This window comes from Amycolatopsis sp. FBCC-B4732 (assembly GCF_023008405.1).
Lineage (GTDB): Bacteria > Actinomycetota > Actinomycetes > Mycobacteriales > Pseudonocardiaceae > Amycolatopsis > Amycolatopsis pretoriensis_A.
On record NZ_CP095376.1, the window covers coordinates 782,110 to 805,704 of the forward strand.

Annotated in this window: 2 protein-coding genes; both read left to right on the forward strand. The window is 73.9% G+C overall.

The genetic code is table 11. The annotated features are described in order from the left end of the window. The first annotated feature begins 12 nt into the window (after positions 1-12). Positions 13-14,946, forward strand: a complete 14,934-nt coding sequence (locus tag MUY14_RS02845) for a type I polyketide synthase (RefSeq protein ID WP_396126836.1) — start codon at positions 13-15, stop codon at positions 14,944-14,946. Positions 14,947-14,979: 33 nt separating this feature from the next. Then, positions 14,980-23,526, forward strand: coding sequence for a type I polyketide synthase (locus MUY14_RS02850; protein WP_247020492.1), 8,547 nt, complete (start codon positions 14,980-14,982; stop codon positions 23,524-23,526). Positions 23,527-23,595: the final 69 nt, after the last annotated feature.

Consider the following 23,595-nt stretch of genomic DNA (forward strand, 5'->3'; position numbering starts at 1 on the left):
GAACGGATGAGGTTGGCGATGTCAGAGCAGGACAAGCTCCTCGAGTACCTCAAGCGCGTGACGGCCGACCTGCACCAGACCAGGCAGCGGCTGCAGGCGGCGGAGGCGGCCGAGCAGGAGCCGATCGCCATCATCTCCCTGGCCTGCCGGTACCCGGGCGGGGTCGCCTCGCCCGAGGACCTGTGGGACCTCGTCGCGACCGGAACCGACGCGATGTCGGGCTTCCCGGACGACCGCGGCTGGGACGTCGAGCGCATGTACGGCGAGGAAGGCACCCGCGCGGTCGAGGGCGGCTTCGTCCCCGACGCGGCCCGGTTCGACCCCGGCCTGTTCGGCATCTCCCCGCGTGAGGCGCTGGCCATGGACCCCCAGCAGCGCCTCCTGCTGGAGACGTCCTGGGAACTCCTGGAGCGCGGCCGCCTCGACCCGTTTTCGTTGCGGGGCAGCCGAACGGGCGTGTTCATCGGCGCCAACGCGTCCGGGTACAGCAGCACGCTGCAGTCGGCCGCGGGCTCGGAGGGCTACCTGCTGACCGGCGAGGCGCCGAGCGTCATGTCGGGGCGGTTGTCCTACACCTTCGGGCTGGAAGGCCCGTCGGTCACCGTGGACACTGCGTGTTCGTCGTCGCTGGTCGCGCTGCACTGGGCGTGCCAGGCGCTGCGGCAGGACGAATGCGGCCTCGCGCTCGCCGGTGGTGTCACGGTGATGGTGAGCCCGCTGGCGTTCGCGGAGTTCAGCCGCCAGCGCGGTCTCGCGTCGGACGGCCGTTGCAAGTCCTTCGCCGACGCCGCCGACGGCACGGGCTGGGGCGAAGGCGTCGGCATGATCCTGCTCGAGAAGCTGTCCGACGCCCGCCGCAACGGGCACCGGATCCTCGGCGTCATCCGCGGTTCCGCGGTGAACTCCGACGGCGCTTCCAACGGCCTCACGGCACCCAATGGCCCGTCACAGCAACGAGTCATCCGCCAAGCGCTGGCCAACGCCGGTCTGTCCACATCGGACGTCGACGCCGTCGAGGCCCACGGGACCGGAACCGCGCTGGGCGACCCGATCGAGGCGCAGGCCCTGCTGGCCACGTACGGCCAGGACCGTCCGGCCGACCGTCCGTTGTGGCTCGGTGCGCTGAAGTCCAACATCGGGCACACGCAGTCGGCGTCGGGTATCGCCGGTGTCATCAAGATGGTCATGGCGTTGCGGCACGAGATACTGCCCCGGACGCTGCACGTCGACGCGCCTTCGTCCGAAGTGGACTGGTCCGCGGGCGCGGTGGAACTGCTCACCGAGCCCCGCCCGTGGCCGGCCGGGGACGGTCCCCGTCGAGCCGGCGTGTCGGCGTTCGGTGTGAGCGGCACGAACGTCCACGTCATCGTCGAGGAAGCCCCTGCGGCCGAGGCTCCCGAGCCGGCCGCCCCGTCAGCCGGGCTGCTGCCGTGGGTGCTCTCCGGCGCGAGCGACGCGGCTTTGCGGGAGCAGGCCCAGCGCTTGCTCGCGGCGGATCCCGACCCGGTCGACGGCGGCTACTCCCTCGCGGTCACGCGCGCCGCCCTCGCCCGCCGCGCGGTGGTGCTCGGCGCCGATCGCGAGGAACTGCGGTCCGGTCTGGAGCGCATCGAGGACGCCATCACCGGCACCGCCGACCCGGATGCTCTGCTGGCGGTGCTGTTCACCGGCCAAGGCGCCCAGCGGGTCGGCATGGGCCAGGGCCTCTACGCCCGCTTCCCGGTCTACGCCGAGGCTTTCGACGCTGTCCTCGCCCACTTCGATCCCGCACTCCGCGCCGCCTTCGACGACGCCGCGCTCCTCGATCGCACGGAGTTCACCCAGCCGGCGTTGTTCGCCGTCGAGGTGGCCTTGTTCCGGCTCGTGGAATCGTTCGGCGTCCGACCGGACTTCGTAGCGGGCCACTCGATCGGCGAAATCTCGGCGGCACACGTCGCCGGCGTCCTGACCCTCGCCGACGCCTGCCGCCTGGTCTCGGCCCGCGCCTCCCTGATGCAGGCCCTCCCCGCCGGTGGCGCGATGGTGTCGATCGCCGCCCCCGAGTCGGAGATCACTCTGACCGAGGGCGTCTCGATCGCCGCGGTCAACACCCCGGATTCGGTCGTCATCTCCGGCGAGGAGTCCGCGGTCCTGGCGATCGCCGCGCAGTTCCCGAAGACCAAGCGCCTCACGGTGAGTCACGCGTTCCACTCACCGCTCATGGACCCGATGCTGGAGGAGTTTCGCGCGGTCGCCGAGTCCCTCACGTACCACCCGGCGGCGATACCGGTGATCTCGAATGTGAGCGGTGCTCTCGCCGAGCCGTTCACGGCCGACTACTGGGTCCGTCACGTCCGCGAGGCGGTCCGTTTCGCCGACGGGGTCGCCACCCTCAAGTCCGAGGGCGCCCGAATCTTCCTGGAGCTGGGGCCCGACGGGGTGCTCAGCGCGATGGTCGACGGAACCGCGATCAGCGCTCTGCGACGAGAGCGGGACGACGAGAGAGCACTGCTCACAGCGTTGAGCACAGTTCACGTTCACGGCGTGGACGTGGATTGGGCCGAGTTCTACCCGGGCGGCCGCCGGGTCGACCTGCCGTGCTACGCCTTCCAGCGCGAACGCTTCTGGCCCCGCGGCGGCGTGGCCCACGGTGACGCGGGATCGCTCGGCCTGGGCGGACTGGACCACCCGCTGCTCGGCGCCGCGGTGAGCCTGGCGGGTCACGACGGCGTCGTCTTCACCGGACGGCTGTCGCTGGAAACCCAGCCGTGGCTCGCCGGGCACGCCCTCGGCGGCGCGGTGCTCGTCCCGGGGACCGCGCTGCTGGAGCTGGCCGTCCGGGCCGGCGACCAGGTCGGCTGCGACCTCGTCGACGAGCTGACCCTCGAAGCCCCGCTCGTCCTGCCCGAGCGCGGCGGCGTCGCGATCCAGGTGTTCGTCGGCCCGGCCGACGGCGCCGGCCGCCGCGAACTCACCCTGCACTCGCGTCCGGACGACGGCGCCACCCCCGGCCAGGACACCGACACCTGGACCCGGCACGCCGGCGGCCTCCTGGCCACCGGCGCCCCGCCGGCCGCGGAGCTGGCGGAGTGGCCGCCGCCGGGAGCTGAGCGCGTCCCGACCGACGGCCTCTACGACGGTCTCGCCGGCCTCGGCTTCACCTACGGCCCGGCGTTCCACGGCCTGCGGACGGTCTGGCGCCGCGGCGAAGACACGTTCGCCGAGGTCACCCTGCCCGAGGAGTACCAGCCCGACGCGGCCGCCTTCGGCCTGCACCCGGCATTGCTGGACGCGGCCCTGCACCCGCTCGGCCTCGCCGCCCCGTCGGACACCGCCGCGGCGCAATCAGGCGCAACCGGCGGCATGCCGTTCTCGTGGAGCGGCGTCGCCCTGCACGCATCGGGCGCCACGGCGTTGCGCGTCCGCCTGTCCCCGGCCGGCGACAACGCGGTCGCGGTCACGGTCCACGACCAGTCCGGCGGCCCCGTCGCGACGGTCGATTCCCTGGTCCTGCGCCCGATCTCCGGCGCAGCTGCCGCCCCGGCCCAGAGCGGCTCCCTGTTCCGTCTCGATCGGACCGTCGTCGCCGCGGGCCCCGCGCTCGACGCGGTCGCGCTGGGTCCCGACACCTTCGGCCTCGGTCTCCCGCTCACAGCGAACCTGGACACCGACGCCGCGCTGGTCTTCGCCACTCTCGCCGCCGCCGCGACCTCCGTCCAAGCCGCCACCCACCGCGCGCTGGCGCTGGTCCAGGACTGGCTCGCCGCCGACCGGCCCGGGCGCCTCGTCGTCGTCACCCGCGATGCCGACACCGACCCCGCCGCGGCCGCCGTCCAGGGGCTCGTGCGGTCCGCCCAGTCCGAGCACCCGGGCCGCTTCCAGCTCCTCGACCTCGACGGCTCACCCCGGCCCGACCTCACCACGCTGCCCGCCACCGAACCGCAGCTCGCCGTCCGCGAAGGCAAGTTCACCGCACCTCGCCTGGTCCGCGCCCACAGCGGCGCCCTCGCCATCCCCGGGGAGTCGTGGCGGCTCACCACCGCCGGCGGCACCCTCGACGGCCTCACCCTCACCCCGGAACCCGGGCGGGAACTCGGCCGAGGCGAGGTCCGGGTCGCCGTCCGCGCCGCCGGGATCAACTTCCGCGACGTCCTGATCGCGCTCGGCATGTACCCCGACCCGGCCGCCGTCCTCGGCTCCGAAGCCGCCGGCGTGGTCACCGAAGTCGCCCCCGGCGTCACCGGGCTCGCTCCCGGCGACCGCGTCATGGGCCTGTTCACCGGCGCCTTCGGCCCCACCGCGGTCACCGACGCGCGGCTGCTCGTCCCCGTCCCGGCCGGCTGGACCTTCGCCGAAGCCGCCTCCGTGCCGGTCGCGTTCGTCACCGCCTACTACGCCCTGTTCGACCTCGGCGGGCTCGAAGCGGGCCAGTCCGTGCTCGTCCACGCCGCGGCCGGCGGCGTCGGCATGGCCGCGGTCCAGCTCGCCCGCACGAAGAACGCCGAGGTGTTCGCCACCGCGAGCCCGGCCAAGCACGACGCCGTCCGCGCGCTCGGTGTCACGAACATCGCGTCCTCACGTGATCTCGAGTTCTCGCACCGGTTCCTGGCCGCCACCGAAGGCCGCGGCGTCGACGTCGTCCTCAACTCGCTCACCGGGTCCTTTGTGGACGCCTCCTTCGACCTGCTCCCGCGCGGCGGCCGGTTCCTCGAGATGGGCAAGACCGACCTGCGCGACCCGGCCGCCCGCGACGGCGTCGCCTACCTCCCGTTCGACCTCGGCGACCCGGGCCCGGACCGCATCCAGGAAATCCTCCGGGATCTGCTGGCACTGTTCGGAAACCGGCGGCTGACGCCGTTGCCGGTCAAGGCGTGGGACGTCGTCCGCGCGCCGGACGCGTTCCGGTTCATCAGCCAGGCCAAGCACGTCGGCAAGAACGTCCTGACCGTCCCCGCCGCCCCGGACCCGGACAGCACCGTGCTCGTCACCGGCGGTACCGGCACCCTCGGCGGCCTGCTGGCCCGCCACCTCGTGACCACCCACGGCGTCCGGCACCTGCTGCTGACCAGCCGCCGCGGCGCCGCCGCCCCGGGCGCGGCCGAACTGGTCGCCGAGCTCACCGCACTCGGCGCCGACGTGCGCGTCGAGAGCTGCGACGTCACCGACCGCGCCGCCCTCGCCGCACTGCTCGACTCGGTTCCCCTGACCGGGATCGTGCACACCGCAGGCGTTCTCGACGACGGCGTCGTCGGATCCCTCACCCCCGGACGGCTCGACGCGGTCGTCGGGCCCAAGGTCGACGCCGCGCTCAACCTGCACGAGCTGACCCGCGACCGCGACCTCGCGTGGTTCGCCCTGTACTCCTCGCTGGCCGGCGTCGCCGGTGCGGCGGGCCAGGGCAACTACGCCGCCGCCAACGCCGCCCTCGACGCGCTCGCCGCCCAGCGCCGCGAGCAGGGCCTGCCCGGCGTCTCGCTCGCCTGGGGCCAGTGGGCCGAAGCCAGCGGGATGACCGGCACCCTCGACGACGAAGACCTCTCCCGGATCGCCCGGTCGGGCATCGGTGCCCTCGGCACCGAGGAGGCTCTCGCCCTGTTCGACGCGGCCCAGGTCGCCGGCGCCGGCAGCGTCGTCCCCGTCCGCGTCGACCTCGCCGCGCTGCGGGCCCAGGCCGAGCACCTGCCGACGTTGTGGCACAGCCTGGTCCGCGTCCGCACGCGCCGCGCGGCCGGGCCCGTGCCGGGTGTCGAAGGGCTGGCCGCGAAGCTCGCGGGGCTCAGCGCGGACGACGTCCGCCGGTTCCTGCTCGACCTCGTCCGGACGCACGTCGCCGCCGTGCTCGGGCACGACGGTGCCGAGGCCGTCGAGCCGGCGAAGGCGTTCAAGGACCTCGGGTTCGACTCGCTGACCGCCGTCGAGCTGCGCAACCGGCTCACCGCGGTGACCGGCCTCCGGCTCCCGGCCACGATCACCTTCGACCACCCGAACCCTCAGGCACTCGCCGCGCTGCTGCAGGCCGAACTCGCCGGCGACGCGGCACCGGGCACCCCGGCGGTCGTCACGACGGTCGTCGACGACGACCCGATCGCGATCGTCGCGATGAGCTGCCGCTACCCGGGCGAAGTGACGTCCCCGGAGGAGCTGTGGCAGCTGGTCGAGACCGGGCGCGACGCGCTCACGGCCCTGCCCGCCGACCGCGGCTGGGACCTCGCCGCGCTGGACGCCGCCGAGGGCGGGTTCGTCCACGACGCGGGCGGGTTCGACGCGGAGTTCTTCGGCATCTCGCCGCACGAGGCGCTGGCCATGGACCCGCAACAGCGGCTCCTGCTCGAAATCTCGTGGGAAGCCCTGGAGCGGGCCGGAATCGACCCGCGGTCGCTGCGCGGCAGCAGCACCGGCGTGTTCGTCGGCGCGGCGCACCAGGCCTACGGCAGCGGCGTGGCCGAGGTGGCCGCCGGCGTCGAAGGCCACCTGCTGACCGGCAACGCGACCAGCGTGATCTCCGGCCGCGTCTCCTACACCTTCGGCTTCGAAGGCCCCGCCGTCTCGGTCGACACCGCGTGCTCGTCGTCGCTGGTCGCCCTGCACTGGGCGGTCCAGGCGCTGCGCCGCGGCGAGTGCGACCTCGCGCTCGCGGGCGGCGTCGCCGTGATGGCACAGCCGGGCATGTTCGTCGAGTTCGACCGCCAGGGCGGGCTGTCCTCGGACAGCCGCTGCAAGGCGTTCGCCGAGTCCGCCGACGGCACCGGCTGGGGCGAAGGCGCGGGCCTGGTGCTGCTGGAGCGCCTGTCCGATGCCCGCCGCAACGGCCACGAAATCCTCGCCGTGGTACGGGGTTCCGCGGTGAACTCCGACGGCGCGTCCAACGGCCTGACCGCCCCGAACGGCCCCTCGCAGCAACGGGTCATCCGTGCAGCGCTGGCCGGAGCCGGGCTGGCACCGTCCGAAGTGGACATGGTGGAAGCGCACGGCACCGGCACCACCCTCGGCGACCCGATCGAGGCGCAGGCCCTGCTGGCCACCTACGGGCAGGACCGCGAAGAGCCGCTGTGGCTGGGCTCCCTCAAGTCGAACATCGGGCACACGCAGGCCGCTGCGGGTGTGGCGGGCGTGATCAAGGTCGTCATGGCGCTGCGGAACGGCGTCCTGCCGCAGACCCTGCACGTCGACGCGCCGTCATCGCGCATCGACTGGGAGTCCGGCGCGGTCGAGCTGCTCACCGAAGGACGGCGCTGGCCCGAGAACGGTCACCCGCGCCGCGCCGGGATCTCGTCGTTCGGCATCTCGGGCACCAACGCCCACACGATCATCGAGCAGGCGCCGGAGGTCGTCGTCGCCGAGCCGGAACGCCCGGAGCCCGGAGTGGTCCCGTGGCTGCTCTCCGCCCGTGACGCGGACGCGCTCGCCGCGCAGGCCGAGCGCCTCCGCACGCACGTCGAGGCGCGGCCGTCGCTGTCCCCGGTCGACGTCGGTCACTCGCTGGCCCACTCCCGCGCCGCCTTGGACCACCGGATGGTCGTCCTCGGTCAGGACCGCGCGGAACTCCTGGCTGCCCTGGACACCCCCGTGGCCACGGGTATCGCCCGGCCGGACCGCCGGCTGGCGGTGCTGTTCACCGGCCAAGGCGCGCAACGGGCCGGCATGGGCCAAGACCTCTACGCCCGCTTCCCGGTTTACGCCGAAGCTTTCGACGCCGTCCTCGCCCACTTCGACCCCGCCCTCCGCGCCGCCCTCGCGGACGCCGAGCTGCTCAACCGCACCGAGTTCACCCAGCCGGCGCTGTTCGCCGTCGAGGTCGCGCTCTTCCGCCTGGTGGAATCGTTCGGCGTCCGCCCGGATTTCGTGGCGGGGCACTCGATCGGTGAGATCTCCGCCGCGCACGTGGCCGGTGTCCTGTCCCTCGACGACGCGTGTCGCCTGGTCGCCGCGCGGGCGTCGCTGATGCAGGCCTTGCCCGCCGGTGGCGCGATGGTCTCCATCGCGGCCCCGGAGTCCGACATCGTCTTGACCGAAGGCGTGTCCATCGCCGCGGTGAACGGTCCCGAGTCGGTGGTGGTCTCCGGCGACGAGTCCGCGGTCCTGGACATCGCCGCGGAGTTCGCGGCGCGGGGCGTCAAGACCAAGCGCCTCTCGGTGAGCCACGCGTTCCACTCGCCGCTGATGGACCCGATGCTCGAGGACTTCCGCGCGGTCGCGGAGACCTTGAACCACCGCTCTGCGACGATACCGGTGATCTCGAATGTGAGCGGTGCTCTCGCCGAGCCGTTCACCGCCGACTACTGGGTCCGTCACGTCCGCGAGGCGGTCCGGTTCGCCGATGGCATCTCGACGCTGCAGGCGGCCGGTGCCGACGTGTTCCTGGAGCTGGGCCCGGACGGCGTGCTCAGCGCTATGGTCCCCGGCATCGCCATCCCCACGCTCCGACGTGACCGTGATGAAGAGAGAGCGCTGCTCACGGCGTTGAGCACTGCTCACGTCCATGGCGTCGACGTCGACTGGGCGCCGTTCTTCCCCGGCGGCCGCCGGGTCGACCTGCCCACCTACGCGTTCCGGCACCGGCGTTACTGGCTCGCGAGCGAGCAGCAGTCCGGCGTGACGCCCGGCGGCGACTCCGGCTTCTGGGACGTCGTCGCGAGCGGCAAGCTGGCCACCGAACTCGAGCTGGACGACGACGTCGCGGCGGCGGTGACCCCGGCCCTGTCGGCCTGGTACCGGCGGCGGCACCAGGAGTCCACTGTGGACTCGTGGCGGTACGGGGTCGCCTGGCGCCCGGTGACCCAGGACGTGCCGGCGTCGGCCGGGCACTGGTTGCTGGTCGTGCCCGAGTCGAGGGAAACCGGCGTCGTGGGCGGCGTCGCGCAGACGATCATCGAACGCGGCGGCCGCGTCACCCCGGTGCGGATCGACCCGCTGACGCCCCGAGAGGAGTTCGGCGAACGAGTGGCGGAAGCCCTCGACGGCTCCGAAGTGGACGGAGTGCTTTCGCTGCTGGCACTGGCCGACGGCGGCCGCGGTGTCGCGGCGGGCACGGCCACGCTGCTGCAGCTCGGCCTCGGCGGCCGGCTGTGGTGCCTCACCCGGGGCGCGGTCGCGGCCGTGCGGGCCGACCGCGTCGAAGCGCCGGTCCAGGCCCAGGTCTGGGGCCTCGGCCGGACGGCGGCGATGGAGTACGCCCAGCGCTGGGGCGGCCTGATCGACCTGCCGGCCGAGCTGGACGACCGCGGTCGCGAGCGGCTCGCCGCCGTGCTCGCCGGCGCCGAGGACGAGGTCGCGCTGCGCGCGTCCGGGGTCTTCGCGCGGCGGCTGGAGCGCCGTGCCGCGACGTCGGGCGAGATCTGGCAGCCGCGCGGAACCGTGCTGGTCACCGGCGGCACGGGCGCGCTCGGCGCCCAGGTCGCCCGGCGGCTGGCGACCGGCGGTGCCGAGCGGCTGGTGCTGCTCAGCCGTCGCGGACCGGCCGCGCCCGGCGCCGCGGAACTGGAAAGCGAGCTGACCGCGCTCGGCTGCGAGGTCGAGATCGTGGCCTGCGACGCCGCCGACCGCGCCGCACTGGCCGCCGTGCTCCCCGACGACCTCCGCGCGGTGGTGCACACCGCGGGCGTCCTCGACGACGGCGTCATCGAATCCCTTACGCCGGAACGGTTCGACGCGGTCCTGCGCGCCAAGGCGACCGCCGCGGAGAACCTGGCCGCGCTCACCGGAAACCTCGACGCCTTCGTCCTCTTCTCCTCCATGGCCGGCGCGTTCGGCGCGGCGGGCCAGGGCAGCTACGCCGCGGCCAACGCGCACCTCGACGCGCTCGCGCAGCAACGGCGTGCGGCGGGCCGGCCCGCGGTCTCGATCGCGTGGGGCCCGTGGGCCGGGGACGGGATGGCCGCCGGGGACGCCGAAGCGCGCCGCCGGCTGCGTGCCGCGGGCGTCGGCGCCCTGGAACCCGGCCTCGCCCTCGACGCCCTCGCCGTCGAAGCCGCCGGTGACGCGCCGGTGGCGGTCGTGGCCGATCTCGACTGGGACGTCTACCTGCCGGGGCTGCGGTCCGTCCGGCCCCGGCCGCTGTTCACCGGGTTCGCCGAGACCACCCCGACCGTCGAACCGGCGGCCGCGGAACCGGAGGGCCTCCTCGCCGGACTGTCCGAAGAGGACGGCAGCCGGAAGGTCCTCGACCTGACCCGCACGCACGTCGCGGCCGTTCTGGGCTACCCCGACGCCGCCGCGGTCGACGCCGAACGCGCGTTCTCCGAAAGCGGCTTCACCTCGCTGACCGCCGTCGAACTGCGCAACCGCCTCGACGCGGCGACCGGGCTGAGCCTGCCCGCGACCCTCGTCTTCGACCACCCGACGCCGGTCGCGCTCGCCCGGCACCTGCACCGCGAGCTGCTCGGCCGGCTGCCGGAACCGGTCGAGGCCGGCCCGGCGCGCGCCGGCACCGACGAGCCGATCGCGCTCGTCGCCATGGGCTGCCGCTTCCCCGGCTCGGTCGCGACGCCGGAAGACCTCTGGCGGCTCGTCGCCGGCGGCGTCGACGCGATGACCGGACTGCCCGAAGACCGCGGCTGGGACCTCGGCGCGCTCTACGACCCGGAACACGGCAAGAGCGGCCACAGCTACGTCCGCGACGGCGGTTTCCTCGACGCGGCGGGGGAGTTCGACGCGGCCTTCTTCGGGATCTCGCCGCGCGAAGCCCTCGCCATGGACCCGCAGCAGCGCCTGCTGCTCGAGATCACGTGGGAGGTCTTCGAACGCGCCGGCATCGACCCGCATTCGGTGCGGGGCAGCCGGACCGGCGTGTTCGCCGGCACCAACGGCCAGGACTACGCCGGCTTGCTCGGCGCGGCGGGCGAGGAGGTCGGCGGGTTCATCGGCACCGGCAACGCGGCCGCGGTCGTGTCCGGCCGGCTGGCCTACGCGTTCGGCCTGGAGGGCCCGGCCCTCACGGTCGACACCGCGTGCTCGTCCTCGCTGGTCGCCATCCACCTCGCCGCCCAGGCGCTGCGCCGCGGCGAATGCGACCTGGCGCTGGCGGGCGGCGCGACGGTGATGTCGACCCCGGCCACCTTCGTCGAGTTCAGCCGGCAGCGCGGCCTCGCTTCGGACGGCCGCTGCAAGGCGTTCGCCGAGGCGGCCGACGGTACGGGCTGGGGCGAAGGCGCCGGGCTGGTGCTGCTCGAGCGGCTGTCCGACGCCCGCCGGAACGGCCACCAGGTCCTGGCGATCGTCCGCGGCTCGGCGGTCAACTCCGACGGCGCCTCCAACGGTCTCACCGCACCCAACGGCCCGTCGCAGCAACGCGTCATCCGCGCCGCGCTCGCCGACGCCGGTCTGTCCACTTCGGACGTCGACGCCGTCGAGGCGCACGGCACCGGCACCACCCTCGGTGACCCGATCGAAGCCCAGGCGTTGCTCGCGACCTACGGTCAGGAGCGCGAGACGCCGCTGTGGCTGGGTTCGGTGAAGTCCAACATCGGTCACACCCAGGCCGCCGCCGGCATCGCCGGGATCATCAAGATGGTGCTGGCCATGCGCCACGGCGTGCTCCCGCAGACGCTCCACGTCGACGCGCCGTCGTCGCACGTGGACTGGACGGCCGGCGCCGTCGAGCTGCTCACCGAGCCGACGCCGTGGCCCGAGACCGGCCGCGCCCGCCGCTCCGCGGTGTCGGCGTTCGGCGTCAGCGGGACGAACGCCCACGTGGTCCTCGAAGCCGGGGAACCCGAGCCCGCCACCACCGTCGAGAGTGGACTCACGCTCTGGCCGCTGTCCGCGCGGGACGAGCACGCCCTCCAGGACCAGGCCCGCCGTCTTCGCGCGGCGGTCGCCGACGACGTTCCCGCGGCCGGGGTCGGCCGCACCCTGGCGACCGGTCGCGCCGCTCTCGAACACCGGGCCGTAGTGCTCGGTGACGGCACCGGCGAACTCCTCGCCGGGCTGGCGGACCTCGACAACGGCGTCCGCGGCACCGCCGGCCCCGGCCGGCTCGCCGTGCTGTTCACCGGCCAGGGTGCGCAGCGCGCCGGGATGGGCCGCGAGCTGTACGACCGGTTCCCGGTGTACGCCGACGCGTTCGACGCCGTGTGCGCGGAGTTCGACGGCCTGCTCGACGCGTCCCTGCGCGAGATCGTCTTCGACGGCGGCGACCGCCTCGACCGGACCGGCTACACGCAGCCCGCGCTGTTCGCCGTCGAGGTCGCGCTCCACCGGCTCGTGACGGCGTGGGGCGTGCGCCCGGACTTCGTCGCCGGGCACTCGATCGGTGAACTGGTCGCGGCGCACGTCGCCGGAGTGCTTTCGCTCGAAGACGCCTGCCGGCTGGTGGCCGCGCGAGCGTCGCTGATGCAGGCGCTGCCGTCCGGCGGGGCGATGGTCTCCATCGCCGCACCGGAGCCGGCCATCACCCTGACCGACGGGGTCTCGATCGCGGCGGTCAACGGCCCCGAGTCGGTGGTGATCTCCGGCGAGGAGGCCGCGGTCCTGGACATCGCCGCGGAGTTCGCCGCGCGGGGCGTCAAGACCAAGCGGCTCAACACGAGCCACGCCTTCCACTCCCCGCTGATGGACCCGATGCTGGAGGACTTCCGCGCCGTCGCCGAACGGCTCACCTACCACCCCGCGGTGATACCGGTGATCTCGAATGTGAGCGGTGCTCTCGCCGAGCCGTTCACGGCGGACTACTGGGTGCGGCACGTCCGCGAGGCGGTCCGGTTCGCCGATGGCATCTCGACGCTGCGGGCTGCCGGTGCCGACGTGTTCCTGGAGCTGGGCCCGGACGCCGTGCTCAGCGCCATGGTCGGCAGCCCGGCGGCGGTCCCGGCGCTGCGGCGTGACCGCGGCGAAGAGAGAGCACTGCTCACGGCGTTGAGCACTATTCATGTCCATGGCGTGGACGTCGACTGGGCCGCGTTCTACCCGCCGGCCCGCACGGCGGACCTGCCCACCTACCCCTTCCAGCGGCAGCGCTTCTGGCCCGAACCCGCCCCCGCGGCGCCCGTGTCCGGAGCGGACGCCGAGTTCTGGCGGGCCGTCGAAGGCGAAGACCTGGAGTCGCTCGGCGAGCTGCTCGGCCTCGACGGCGACCAGCGCGAGGCCATCGGCTCCGCGCTCCCGGCGTTGTCCGGCTGGCGGCGGGAGTCCCGGGTGGACTCCCCGGCCGACGGGTGGCGCTACCGCGTCGTCTGGCGCAAACTGCGCGAAACCGGGGCCGCGGTCTCCGGCGACTGGCTGTTCGTCCTCCCGGAAACCCTCGACGACGCCGGCGCCGTGACCGCGGTGGCGGGTGCCTTCGCGACGTCGGGGGCGCGGCCCCTGGTCGTCCGGGTCCCCGAAGACGCCGATCGCATCACCGTCGCCAAGCTGGTCGAGGCCAAGCTGGCGGAAGAGGGCGCCACCCCGGCCGGCGCGCTGTCGCTGCTGGCCTTCGCGGCCGGCACCCCGGGCTCGGCCGTGGCGGGCGGGCTCCCGCAGACCCTCGCGCTGGTGCAGGGCCTCGGCGACGCGGGTGTCACCGCGCCGCTGTGGTGCGCCACCCGCGGCGCGATCGCCACCCAGGACAGCGAACCCGTCGCGGACCCGGCCCAGGCCCAGTTCTGGGGCTTCGGCCGGACGGTCGCGATGGAGCACCCGAACCGCTGGGGCGGCCTGGTCGACCTGCCGGACACCCTCGGCCCCGAGGACGGCGAGCGGCTGTGCGCCGTGCTCGCGGCTGGCGGCGAGGACGAAGTCGCCGTGCGGTCCGCCGGGGTCTTCGCCCGGCGGCTCGTCCGCGACACCAGCAGCGGTCCACAGTGGACACCGAGGGGCACCGTGCTCGTCACCGGCGGGACCGGGGCGCTCGGCGGGCACGTGGCCGGCTGGCTCCTCGGTCACGGCGCCGAGCACGTCGTCCTCGCCAGCCGCCGCGGCGGTGCGGCGCCGGACGAGCGCACGACGGTCGTCGCCTGCGACATCGCCGACCGGGACGCGGTCGCGGCCCTGCTGGCCGAACACCCGGTGTCCGCGGTGGTCCACGCGGCCGGCGTCCTCGACGACGGCGTCGTCGACACCCTCACCGGCGACCGGTTCGCCGAAGTGTTGCACGCCAAGGTGACCGGCGCTCGCGTCCTCGACGAGCTGACCGGCGACCTCGACGCCTTCGTGCTGTTCTCCTCGCTCGCCGGCGCGGCCGGCGCCGCCGGGCAGGCGAACTACGCGGCCGCCAACGCCGAACTGGACGCGCTCGCCCACCGCCGTCGCGCGATGGGCCGCCCGGCCGCCTCGATCGCGTGGGGCCCGTGGGCGGGCGACGGCATGGCCGCCGAAAACGCCGACCGCATGCGGCGCGCCGGGGTCACCCCGCTGCCGCCGGCGGAAGCCGCGGCCGCGCTCGGCCGGGTCACGCGTTCCCAGGTCGTCGCCGACATCGACTGGGACACCTACCTGCCCGGCCAGGCACGCCCGCTGTACGCGGAACTGGCGCCGGCGGCCCCGGTCGCCGAAGTCCACACCGGACTGGCCGATCGCCTGACCGGGCTGTCCCCGGCCGACGCCGGCGAACTCGTCCTCGACGTCGTCCGCGAGCACGTGGCGGCGGTGCTCGGCCACGGCCGGGCGGCGGACGTCGCGCCGGACCGGGCGTTCAGCGAAACCGGCTTCACGTCGCTGACCGCCGTGGAACTGCGCAACCGCCTCGACCGCGTCACCGGGCTGAGCCTGCCGGCGACGCTCATCTTCGACTACCCGTCGCCGTCTTCACTGGCCCGGCACCTCGCCGCGGAACTGGCGGGCGACCAGCCCGCACCGCGCGGGGTCGACGGGCTGCTCGACGAGCTCGGCCGGCTCGGCGCGAGCCTGGGCGAAGCCGACCGGGCCCGGGTCGCCGAGCAGCTGCGGCTGCTCACGGCCGGCTGGGCGGGCGAACCCGCCGCCCCGAGCCTCGACACCGCCAGCGACGAGGAGATGTTCGACCTCCTCGGCAAAGAGTTCGGCATCTCCTGATCCGGCGCCCGCTACTGCATGGAGTGAACGACGATGGACAACGAGGAAAAGCTCCGCTACTTCCTCAAGCGGGTCACGGCCGATCTTCAGGACACCCGCCGGCGGCTCCAGGAAGCCCAGTCGCACGAACCGATCGCGATCGTCGGCCTCGGCTGCCGGTTCCCCGGCGGTGTCCGGACCCCGGCGCAGCTGTGGGATCTGGTCGACGGCGGGCACGACGCGATCTCCGGGTTCCCGGAGGACCGCGGCTGGGAGCTGGGTTCGCTCTACGACCCGGACCCCGAGGCGCCCGGGACGTCGTACGTGCGCGAGGGCGGTTTCCTCGACGGCGTCGCGGACTTCGACGCGGGCTTCTTCGGCATCTCCCCGCGGGAGGCGCTGGCCATGGACCCGCAGCAGCGGCTCCTGCTGGAAACGTCGTGGGAGGCCTTCGAACACGCGGGGATCCGGCCGCCGTCCTTGAAGGGCAGCCGCACGGGTGTCTTCGTCGGCTCCAACGGCCAGGACTACGGCACCCTCATGCTCAGCGCCGCCGAGGCCCTCGAAGGGCACCTGGCCACGAGCAACGCGGCGAGTGTCCTTTCCGGACGCGTCGCGTACGCGTTCGGGCTGGAGGGACCGACGCTGACCGTCGACACGGCGTGCTCGTCGTCGCTGGTCGCACTGCACTTGGCGGTGCAGGCGCTGCGGCAGGGGGAGTGCGACCTCGCGCTCGCCGGCGGCGTGACCGTGCTGCCGACGCCGGGTTCGTTCATCGCGTTCAGCCGGCTGCGCGGCCTGGCCGCCGACGGCCGGTGCAAGGCGTTCGCCGAAGCCGCCGACGGCACCTCGTGGGGCGAGGGTAGCGGCATGGTCGTGGTGGAACGGCTTTCCGACGCGCGCCGGCACGGCCACCCGGTGCTGGCGATCGTCCGGGGTTCGGCGGTGAACTCCGACGGCGCGTCGAACGGCCTGACCGCGCCGAACGGCCCGTCGCAGCAGCGGGTCATCCGGGCCGCGCTGGCCGACGCCGGCTTGTCCACTTCGGACGTCGACGCGGTCGAGGCGCACGGCACCGGAACGACGTTGGGCGACCCGATCGAGGCCCAGGCGCTGCTCGCGACCTACGGTCAGGACCGGGAAGCGCCGCTGTGGCTGGGTTCGGTGAAGTCCAACATCGGCCACACACAAGCCGCCGCCGGGGTCGCCGGGGTCATCAAGATGGTCATGGCCCTGCGCCACGGCGTCCTCCCGCGGACCCTGCACGTCGACGAGCTGTCGTCCCGGGTGGACTGGTCGGCCGGTGCGGTGGAGGTGCTCACCGAACGCCGTGAGTGGCCGTCGGACCGGCCGCGCCGGGCCGCGGTGTCGGCGTTCGGCATGAGCGGCACCAACGTGCACACGATCTTGGAGGAAGCGCCGGCCGAGGACCGTCCGGCCGCCGGGGCCGACGAGCCCGGGCGAGTCGTGCCCTGGGTGCTCTCGGCCCGGTCGGCCGAGGCACTGCGCGCCCAGGCCGCCGCGCTCGCCGGCGTCGACGGGCCGGTCGGCGACATCGGGCTCTCGCTGGCGACGACGCGGTCCGCGTTCGACCACCGCGCGGTGGTCGTCGGTGACCGGGACGGCCTGGCCGCCGGACTCGCCGCGCTGGCCGAAGATCTTCCCGCTCCGGCCGTCGTCAAGGGGACGGCCGCCGCGGGCAAGGTCGCGATGGTGTTCCCCGGCCAGGGTTCCCAGTGGGCCGGGATGGCCGTGGAGCTCCTGGCCGAGTCGCCGGTGTTCGCCGCCCGGATGGCCGAGTGCGCGACGGCGCTGTCGTCCTTTGTGGACTGGTCGCTGACCGGCGCCATCCGTGACTCCGCGATGCTGGAGCGGGTCGACGTCGTGCAGCCCGCGTTGTTCGCCGTGATGGTTTCGCTGGCGGAACTCTGGCGTTCCCACGGTGTCGAACCGGCCGCGGTCGTCGGGCACTCGCAGGGCGAGATCGCGGCCGCGGTCGTGTCGGGCGCCTTGTCCCTCGAGGACGGTGCTCGCGTGGTCGCGTTGCGCAGCCAGGCGATCCTGGAGCTGGCCGGGCAGGGCGGCATGGTCTCGGTCGCCGAATCCGCCGACGCGGTGACGGCCCGGATCGCGCCGTGGGGCGAGCGGCTGTCGGTCGCCGCGATCAACGGGCCCGCCGCGGTCGTCGTCTCCGGGGAACCGGCCGCGCTCGACGAACTGATGACCGCCTGCGCCGCCGACGACGTCCGCACGAAGCGGATCCCGGTGGATTACGCCTCGCATTCGCCGCAGGTGGAGCGGATCCGTGAGCGTCTCCTCGAAGTCTTGGCCCCGGTCCGGCCGGTGCGGGCCACGACCGGCTTCTTCTCGACGGTCACCGGCGACTGGCTCGACGGCACCGAACTGGACGCCGAATACTGGTACACCAACCTCCGCCGTCCGGTCCGGCTCGACACCGCCGTGACCGCCTTGACGGGCCAGGGATTCCGGACCTTCGTCGAGGCCTCGCCGCACCCCGTGCTGACCATGGCGATCGGCGACGGCGCCCTCGGCACTCTGCGTCGCGGGGAAGGCGGGCTCGCCCGGTTCCACACGTCGCTGGCCGAAGCCTGGGTGCACGGCGTCGACGTCCGCTGGGACGACGCCTTCCCCGGCGCCATGCGCACCGAACTGCCCACGTACGCGTTCCAGCACGAACGGTACTGGCCGCGGCTGGTCGCGGTCGGCGACGCGGGCGGCCTCGGGCTGACCGCGGCGGAGCACCCGCTGCTCGGCGCCGTGGTCGGGCTCGCGGACTCGGGCGGCGCGGTGCTCACCGGCAAGCTTTCGCTGCACAGCCTGCCGTGGCTGGCCGACCACCGCGTCGGCGGCGAAGTCCTGTTGCCGGGCACGGCGTTCGTCGAACTCGCGATCCGCGCCGGCGACCAGGTCGGCCGCCGCACGCTGGACGAACTCACCCTCGAAACCCCCTTGGTGCTGCCCGCCCAGGGTGGGATGCACCTCCAGGTTTCGGTGCGGGACGACGGCGAACTCGCGATCTTCTCCCGCCCGGACGAGTTCACGCCGTGGAGCCGCCACGCCACCGGCCTCCTCACCGAAGCGCCGCTTTCCCGTGAAAGCTCCGCTTCGGAGTGGCCGCCGGCGGGGGCCGAGCGCGCCGAATTGGCGGACTTCTACCCGGCCATGGCGGCGACCGGCGTCGACTACGGCCCGGCGTTCCGCGGGTTGCGTGCCGTGTGGACGCGGGGGAGCGAAGTCTTCGCCGAGGTCGAGCTGCCCGAGGCACTGCGCGCCGAGGCGGCCCGGTTCGGCCTGCACCCGGCGCTGCTCGACGCCGCCCTGCACGCCGCCGGCTTCGGCGCGTTGTCCGCGACGGGGGACGGGCCGAAGCTGCCGTTCGCCTGGAGCGGCGTCTCGCTGGCCGCGTCCGGCGCGACGGTCCTGCGCGTGACGTTGACGCCGGGGTCCGGCGACGCCGTCGCGCTGGAGCTGGCCGACGAAACCGGCGCCCCGGTCGGGACGGTCCGGTCGCTGACCCTGCGCACGCCCGCCAAGGCCGAGCCCACCCGCGACGCGCTCTTCGAAGTCAGCTGGCCCGAGCTGCCGGTCACCGAGCTGACCAGCGAGTTCACCGTGTTCCGCGTCCCGGACGGCTCGGTGCGGGAGACGACCACGGTGGTCCTCGCGCGGCTCCAGGAATCCCTCGCGTCCGAAGAACTGCTGGTCATCGCGACCTCGGGCGCGGTCTCGGTCGACGGCGAAGACGTGCCGAACCTCGCCGCCGCGGCCGTCACCGGCCTGGTGCGCTCGGCCCAGGCCGAGAACCCCGGCCGGTTCGTGCTGCTCGACGCCAGTGAGATCCCGGCGGAACTGCCCGTCGGGGAACCCCAGCTCGCCTTGCGCGCGGGGAAGTGGCACGTCCCGCGGCTGGCCCGCGCGTCCACTTCGGACACCACGCCCGAGTGGGGCGACGGCGCCGTGCTGATCACCGGCGCGTCCGGCCTGCTCGGCGGCTTGGTCGCCCGGCACCTCGTCACCGAGCACGGCGTCCGGGAGCTGCTTCTGTTGTCCCGCCGCGGTTCCCTCCCGGAACTCGTTGCCGAGCTGGCCGGACAGGGGGCCACCGCGACCGCGATCGCCTGCGACGTCGCCGATCGTGCGCAGCTGGCGGCGGTCCTCGCCGAGCACCGTGTTTCGGCGGTCGTGCACGCGGCCGGCGTCCTCGACGACGGCGTCGTCGAATCCCTTACGCCGGAACGCCTGGACGCGGTGCTGCGGCCCAAGGCCGACGCGGCCCTCAACCTCCACGAACTCACGTCGGGGCTGTCCGCCTTCGTCTTGTTCTCCTCCTTCGCCGCCACCATGGGCGGCGCGGGGCAGGCCAACTACGCGGCCGCGAACGCCTACCTCGACGCGCTCGCCCAGCACCGCCGGGCCCACGGCCTGCCCGCGGTCGCACTGGCGTGGGGACTCTGGGCCGAGGCCAGTTCGATGACCGGGCACCTCGCCGAGGGCGACCTGCAGCGCATGGCGGTCGCGGGCATGACCCCGCTGGACAGCGCTTTCGGACTGGCGCTGTTCGACCGGGCGGTCGCCGCGGACCGCGCCGTGCTCGCGCCGGTCCGGCTGGAACTCGCCGCTTTGCGCCGCCGGCCGGTGACGCCCGCGCTGCTCCACGGCCTGTTGCCGCCCCTGCGCCGTCAAGCCGCGGCGGCGGTCGCGAAGTCGTCGTTCGCCGACCGGCTCGCCGGGCTCGGCGCGGACGACCGGACCCGCCAGGTCCTCGAACTCGTCCGCGGCCTGGTCGCGGGCGTGCTCGGGTACGCCTCGGCCGCCGCCGTCGAGCCCGCGCGGGCGTTCAAGGAACTCGGGTTCGACTCGCTGACCGCGCTGGAACTGCGCAACCGGCTCGCCGCCGAAACCGGCCTGCGGTTGCCGGCCACGCTCGTCTTCGACCACCCGAACCCGCAGGCGCTCACCAAGTACGTCGTCGAGCGGGTGTCCGGGGAGACGGCGCAGGTCGTGGTGCGGGAGCGCCGGGTGGACGGCGACCCGATCGTCGTCGTCGGCATCGGCTGCCGTTACCCGGGCGGTGTCCGGGGCCCCGACGACCTGTGGGACCTGGTCGCCGCGGGCCGCGACGCGGTCGCCGGCCTGCCGGACGACCGCGGCTGGGACCTCGACGCGCTCTACGACCCGGATCCCGACCACCCCGGCACGAGTTACGCCAAGGAAGGCGCTTTCCTCTACGACGCCGCCGACTTCGACGCGGGCTTCTTCGGCATCTCGCCGCGGGAGGCGCTGGCCATGGACCCGCAGCAGCGGCTCCTGCTGGAGACGTCGTGGGAGGCGCTCGAACGCGCGGGGATCGACCCGGATACGCTGCGCGGCAGCCGGACCGGCGTGTTCACCGGCGTGATGTACTCCGATTACGCGTCCCGCCCGCTCGCCGTTCCCGAGGGCGTCGACGGGTTCCTCGGCACCGGCAGCTCGGCGAGCGTGGTGTCCGGTCGCATCGCCTACGCGCTCGGCCTGGAGGGCCCGGCGCTCACCGTGGACACTGCCTGCTCGTCGTCACTGGTGGCGCTGCACCTGGCGTGCCAGTCGCTGCGGCAGGGGGAGTGCGACCTCGCGCTGGCCGGCGGCGTCACGGTGCTTTCGACGCCGGGGGTGTTCATCGACTTCAGCCGCCAGCGCGGCCTCGCCGCGGACGGCCGGTGCAAGTCCTTCGCCGACGCCGCCGACGGCACCGGCTGGGGTGAAGGTGCCGGAATCCTCGCTGTGGAACGGCTTTCCGACGCCCGGCGCAACGGTCACCCGGTGCTCGCGGTGGTCCGCGGTACGGCGGTGAACTCCGACGGCGCGTCGAACGGCCTGACCGCCCCGAACGGCCCGTCGCAGCAGCGGGTGATCCGCGCCGCACTGGCCGGAGCCGGACTGCGACCGTCCGAAGTGGACGTCGTGGAAGGGCACGGCACCGGCACGACCCTCGGCGACCCGATCGAGGCGCAGGCGATCCTGGCGACCTACGGCCAGGACCGTTCGACGCCGTTGTGGCTGGGCTCCCTGAAGTCCAACATCGGCCACACCCAGGCGGCGGCCGGCGTCGGCGGGGTCATCAAGATGATCATGGCGATGCGTCACGGTGTCCTCCCGCCGACGCTGCACGTGGACACGCCGTCGTCCCATGTGGACTGGACGTCGGGCGCGGTGGAGCTGCTGACCGAAGCCCGCGAGTGGACGTCCGATCGGCCGCGGCGGGCCGGGGTGTCCTCGTTCGGCGTCAGCGGGACCAACGCGCACGCGATCCTCGAGCAGGCTCCTTCCTCGCCGCCGGTGGTTTCCGAGCGCGGCGAGACGGGGTTGCTGCCGTGGGTGTTGTCCGGGCGGAGCGAAGCCGCGCTGCGGGCGCAGGCCGCTCAACTGCTGGACGTCGCCGGGCACCCGGCCGATGTCGGGTCGTCCCTGGTTTCCTCGCGGAGCCGGTTCGCGCACCGGGCGGTGGTTCACGGCATCAGTCGTGAGGAGCTTTCGGCCGGGCTGACCGCACTGGCGGACGGCCGATCGGCCCCGAACGTCGTCACCGGCCGCGAACGCCCTGGCCGCCTGGCCGCGCTGTTCACCGGCCAAGGCGCCCAGCGAGTCGGCATGGGCAGCGGTCTCTACGCCCGCTTCCCCGCTTACGCCGAAGCTTTCGATGCCGTCCTCGCGTACCTTCCTGACGTGCGCGAAGCCTTCGACGACGCCGAGTTGCTCAACCGCACGGAGTTCACCCAGCCGGCGTTGTTCGCGGTGGAGGTGGCGCTGTTCCGCTTGGTCGAGTCCTTCGGCGTCCACCCGGATTTCGTGGCCGGTCACTCGATCGGCGAGATCTCGGCGGCCCACGTGGCCGGGGTGCTGTCCCTCGAAGACGCCTGCCGCCTGGTCACGGCCCGTGCGTCCCTGATGCAGGCCCTGCCCGCCGGCGGCGCCATGGTCTCGATCGCGGCCCCGGAGTCCGACATCGTCCTGACCGAAGGTGTGTCCATCGCCGCGGTGAACGGTCCCGAGTCGGTGGTCATTTCCGGCGACGAAGCCGCCGTCCTCGCGATCGCCGCGCAGTTCCCCAAGACCAAGCGCCTCACGGTGAGCCACGCATTCCACTCGCCGCTGATGGACCCCATGCTGGACGAGTTCCGCGCGGTCGCCGAGACGCTCACGTACCACCCGGCGGCGATACCGGTGATCTCGAATGTGAGCGGTGCTCTCGCCGAGCCGTTCACCGCCGACTACTGGGTCCGCCATGTCCGTGAGGCAGTCCGCTTCGCCGATGCCGTCCGCACCCTCGAAACCGAAGGCGTGACGACGTTCCTGGAGCTGGGTCCCGACGGCGTACTCAGCACGATGACCAGGGAAACGCTCGGCGGGGGCTGCGTCGCGATCCCGGCGTTGCGGCGTGACCGAGACGAGGAGAGAGCACTGCTCACAGCGTTGAGCACTGCTCACGTCCACGGTGTCGACGTCGGCTGGGCGCCGTTCTTCGCCGGTGCCGCCCGGGTCGACCTGCCCACCTATGCGTTCCAGCGCAGCCGGTACTGGCTCGACATGGTGCTGCCGGAGACAGCGGCGTCGGGGACAGCGGTGCCGGGAACGATGGCACCCGACGCGAGCGATGCGCCGGAGATCGAGCCGATCACCGGGCGCCTGGCGGACCTCCCGGCCGCCGACCGGCCCGGGTGGCTGCTCGACTGGGTCCGGGCGGAGGTCGCGGCGACGCTCGGGCACCCGTCCGTCGACGCCGTCGAACCGGAATCCGCGTTCGCCGAGCTGGGGTTCACCTCGCTCGGCGTCGTCGAGCTGCGCAACCGGATCAGCGCGGCCACCGGGCTCGAACTGCCCGCCGCGCTCGTCTGGGACTACCCGACCGTCGCCGAGCTGACCGACCACCTGCTGGCCAACGTCGCCCTGACCACGTCGGACGCCGGTGGCTCACTGGGCACCCTGCTCCGGACGGCCCGGGAAACCGGCCGCACCGCGGAGTTCCGGACGTTCCTCGCCACGGCCTCGCAGTTCCTGCCGGCGTCACCGTGGACCCCGCGGCTCCGGCGCGTGACGACGGGCGGGTCCCGGCCGCTGCTGTTCGCGGTCGGCACGCTCACCGGCTCGACGAGCTGGTGCGAAGAGGTCACCATGCGGTTCGACGGCGTCCGCGAGGCGTGGCTGCTGCCCGCGCCCGGGTTCGACGGCGAGACCCCCGCACCGGCCGACCTGGGCGCCCTGGTCGCGAAGGCGGCCGAGGTGATCCGCGAGCAGGCGGCCGGCGAGCCGTTCGTCGTGCTCGGGTCCGGCTCGGGTGCGCTGCTCGCCGCCGCGGTGGCGGACGCGGCCGGCGCGACCGGCGTCGTGCTCGCCGACCCGGCGGAGGTCGAGTTCGACGAGCTGCCGGCGACCGTCACGGACACCGAGCTCACGACCGCCGGCGCCTACCTGCGGCTGTTCGACGTGGCGGTCGCCGAGCCGCGGGTGCCGGCGCTGACGCTGAAGACGGGTGAGGACGTCGCCGACGCGGCCCGGCAGCTGCACGCCTGGCTGGTGGAGGAGCTGCCCGCGTCGTGCCGGTGACCGGGAAAATGGAGCGTCATATCTGATGTTTCATGCGCCACGTCTTGACGAGCAGATTGGAAGGATCCT